This is a genomic window from Anaerotignum sp. (genome assembly GCF_031981185.1).
Classification (GTDB): domain Bacteria; phylum Bacillota; class Clostridia; order Lachnospirales; family Anaerotignaceae; genus Chakrabartyella.
Genome location: NZ_DALYUL010000010.1, coordinates 91,852 through 95,574, shown reverse-complemented (window position 1 = coordinate 95,574; position 3,723 = coordinate 91,852). Strand labels below are relative to the sequence as shown.

Here is a 3,723-nt window from a genome sequence, read left to right as displayed (position 1 = left end):
ATTTTCATGTTATCATCATCCTTACCTTTGTAAAAATAAAGAACACATCATAATTATAACATAAAGCCCGGTATCCTTCCACAAATCATGAGAAAATGGTAGTAGAATCATCGGTTTTTTCTTCGTCACATTTCGATATATTTCACATAATCCGAAATGAGCATAAGCTGCATTTCGAGTTTGATTTCGTTTCTTCCGAAACCTGATTTTGTGTTGCCATTTCAAATCCCGCTTGTTCCACCGCTTTCAAATACGCATCTATGTTTTTTAAAATTTCTTCATCGTTGCTTTTAAAAAGTTTCCCGCAATTCCATTAGATTTCAAGAACAGGGTCGCAGGATGCGAACACAGCTTTTATAATTTCAAAATTATTATTTCCCGGGAAACCGCAGTTTGAAATGACTATAAACTGCTGGTTTTTTGCATTTTCGCCATTCCCCTTAAGATTCTAGGGGAAGCAAAAAAATGTCCTTCTCTTTATCATATTGAAAGCCGCAAGATAGTAATACGCCACAAGACGCCTTATTCTCTGATTCAGGCTGCACAACAATGCGCTTTGCATCAGTATGCTCTTTAATTTTTGCAACTAAAACAATCACAATTTCCTTACCAAAGCCTTTGCCGATATAATCGAGTTCACCAATCATATAATCAATGCTATATGAGCCACCCATTTCTGTATAGCCGCCCCATGGCTCCTCACTATCTACACATGCGTAATACTGGCAAAAGCCAATTCGCCTATCTTCCACCTCAACAATATAATGATGTATCCAATTAAAAAAAACATCTTGTTGTTCTACCTCTGCTATCCAGTTAAGAGGGTCATGATACCATTTCGCTACATGGGGAGTATATAGCCACTGCTGAAAAAGAGTTAAATCTGCTAATGTCATTGGTCTGACAGTTATCATTTCCTTTCACTCCTTTTTATAGTTAATCAATTTTGGTGAATAACTGAAACTGTAGTCTGGTTAATTAACTTAGGCAGTTTCTCATTTTTCATTTCCTTTTTCCATCGTGAAGTTTATAAGAGAAACGCCGTTACGCACAACACAATTTTTACGCACAACACGATAACCTTGTTTTTCGAAAAAAGGTTTTGCAGTAATTGAAGCGTGTGTGGTAAAAGAAGAAATGCCATGCATGGCCGCGTGTTGTTCTAGTTCTTTTACAATAGCTGTGGCAATGCCTTTACCCTGATAATCCTTATGTACATACAGTTTATCAAGGTAGCCGTTGTCATCCATATCACCAAAGCCTACGATGGTATGCTTTTCTTTCGCAACAAGAGTGTTGTGTTCTAAAAAAGCGTTATCCCAAGTGGATATATCTGTATTACCTGTTGCCCAAGCATCTAGTTGAGTTTTGGTGTAGTCTTTTGCATTAACGACGTGGACTGTGGAGTAAAATAGTTCCACAATTTCAGCACAGTCAGTGGGTTTATATTTTTCTAGTTTCATAAAGTTCTCCTAAGCAAAGAATTTAGATTCCTGGTATTTTACGACATTAATCCAAAAGTTGTAATAGTTTTTTAGTCGTATTTGCATTTCTTATTGTGATGCTATGATATGAGGGCTTGCCTACGATTTTTGACAGTCTTGTTCTGGAAAAAGTTGTGATTGGTGCAGACCAAAAAATAACTTGTCCATAATAGCTTACTTTTTCATATTCCGGTTTCTCAATTCCAATTTGCTCCAAGATCTCTTTTGCAGTGGCAGGGGGGATTACAAAAATAGCATTATGTTTTGATTGTGAATCGCTATCCCACCATGATGGTGCATTTTGCAGAGCAACAGTCAATTCTTGGGCGGGTATGATTGTGACAGCAATGTTTAGATGAAATGTATTAGTAATAGCCAATTCACAGCTTTTTTTAATTTCATCTTCATCATCAATGGGGCTGGAAAAAATGATGTTACCACTATTGATATAAGTCTTTACATCTTGGTAGCCTATATTTTCAAAAGTCTTTTTTAACTCTGGCATAGATATTTTATTTTTGCCACCTACATTGATACCTCGTAGTAGAGCAATGTATTTTTGCATATATTAATCATCTCCATTGTTTAGTAGAAATTCAAAATTATCCATATGTTGTCTCGAATTTTACGGGTTTACAAAGTAGCATAGGCCGACTATTTGTCGCCCCATGCTACCAAAAAAGTTGCCCTTATTTGATTGCTACAAATTCAATATACCCTCTTGTACCGATTGGTTCAAGCTGTATACGTGGGTTATCTTTATCCCAAGTGTAGCCAATTACAGAAGGGTCATATTTCTTAATTGATTCCCAAATCTGTTCAATTGCCTGGCAATAATCTTCTTCGTGAAAAGGTTCCCCCTGGAACATCAAATATTTGGAAGGGGGAAGGTCAATTGCGTCAAATCCTTCTGGAATAATATCTGCATAATCCATTGCAACTTCAACACCCTGCACATATTCCGATGTGCCTGGCTTGATATAGCTTGCAGGAAGCCAAAGGGAAACAGGTTCTTTGCTAATGGATTTCATACTTAAAAGCAGCCCCCATACATCACAACCAACCTCTTCGCAGTAGGTAAAATAATCCGCGGCCTTGATTCCTCGTTTGATGAGCACTTTCCTGGCAGGTTTCTCAATCACTTGAATAAATACATTTTTTACGTTTTCCATTTTATTCTCCTTTCGGATAGCTTTATACTTTACGCCATAAGGGGTGAAAAGATAAAGAGGAATGGGAGAAACGGCATATTCCCGTGGATTGCAGCCGAACTCACGAAAAAAGGCACGCTGATATCCATCCACACTGCCAAAACCAAGTTCCAATGCTACATCAAGAATTTTGCAGGACTCATCACGCAGCTTCAGTGCTGACCTTGATAGCCGAAAACGCCGAATATAATCGGCAGGCGTTAGATTGGTGAGTTGTGTAAAAAGGCGATGGGAATACCAAGGGGAAAACAAGGATACCCGAGATAAATCTCCAAGGGTAATATTTTCGCATAAATGCTCTGCAATATAGTCTTGCATACGCTGGACAGCTTCTCTATGCTCCTCCATTTTTTTGCACCTCCTTATATCAAAATTTTAGCATTTAGCATTTGGAAAACTCTCGACTTTTTTTGCGAAATGACGTTTAGGCTTCTAAATTAAAGATTTTGTATATTATACAAGGCGTTTTTGATATCCTTTTCTACAAGGGGCCTCATACTATCTTTATATTTAGCGGTGTCAGCATTAGATAATGCGGTTTCAATATCAAACTTTAATTCTGGTTTATATTTTGCAATGGTTGGCAATACCTTAATGCACTGCCGTGCCGTAATTGGTTTATCATCAGTAATATGCTTTAAATAGGAGTCAATAATTTCATCAATTTTATAATCAATATCCCATTTGGCATTGGCGGCAATTAAGATCAATGCTCTTGTTCTAATATAAGAATTTGCATTGCTAAGCATGTCAACAAAAATATGAAAGAATGGATAAACATTCTCAGAAAGGTCACTTTCACTTTCCAGTTGTTTCAAGCATTGGTATGCTTTATTGACATCGCTATTTTTCAAACCTTCAATCAACGCAGAAATATCTGTCATCTTTATCCTCGCCTTTCCTTTTTTTTCTCTAAAGATATTGTGTATATTATAGCATAAACAATTGAATCTGTATTTTGAAAAATAAAATTGGATGGTATTATTTTGTATCATAAAGTGTATTAAAGTTAAACAAATGGAAAAGTT

Annotated in this window: 5 protein-coding genes; all 5 read right to left on the bottom strand. The window is 36.6% G+C overall.

Annotated elements, in window-relative coordinates; genetic code table 11:
• Positions 1-440: 440 nt before the first annotated feature.
• The 5 genes from RTK36_RS07630 to RTK36_RS07610 all read right to left on the bottom strand — a co-directional run bounded on the left by RTK36_RS07630 (position 441) and on the right by RTK36_RS07610 (position 3,579).
• Positions 441-914: a GNAT family N-acetyltransferase gene (locus tag RTK36_RS07630; RefSeq protein ID WP_312045867.1), complete on the bottom strand. Its 474-nt coding sequence runs from the start codon at positions 912-914 to the stop codon at positions 441-443.
• An 81-nt stretch (positions 915-995) separates the two neighbouring features.
• On the bottom strand, positions 996-1,463 hold the full coding sequence (locus tag RTK36_RS07625) for a GNAT family N-acetyltransferase (protein ID WP_312045865.1): 468 nt from the start codon (positions 1,461-1,463) through the stop codon (positions 996-998).
• Between the two features lie 46 nt (positions 1,464-1,509).
• On the bottom strand, positions 1,510-2,049 hold the full coding sequence (locus RTK36_RS07620; protein WP_312045863.1) for a DUF1697 domain-containing protein: 540 nt from the start codon (positions 2,047-2,049) through the stop codon (positions 1,510-1,512).
• 124 nt (positions 2,050-2,173) lie between these two features.
• Positions 2,174-3,043, bottom strand: coding sequence for an AraC family transcriptional regulator (locus RTK36_RS07615; RefSeq protein WP_312045861.1), 870 nt, complete (start codon positions 3,041-3,043; stop codon positions 2,174-2,176).
• An 89-nt stretch (positions 3,044-3,132) separates the two neighbouring features.
• The gene (locus tag RTK36_RS07610; RefSeq protein WP_312045858.1) at positions 3,133-3,579 is read right to left on the bottom strand and encodes a SufBD protein; all 447 of its coding nucleotides are present in this window, start codon (positions 3,577-3,579) and stop codon (positions 3,133-3,135) included.
• Between the last annotated feature and the right edge of the window lie 144 nt (positions 3,580-3,723).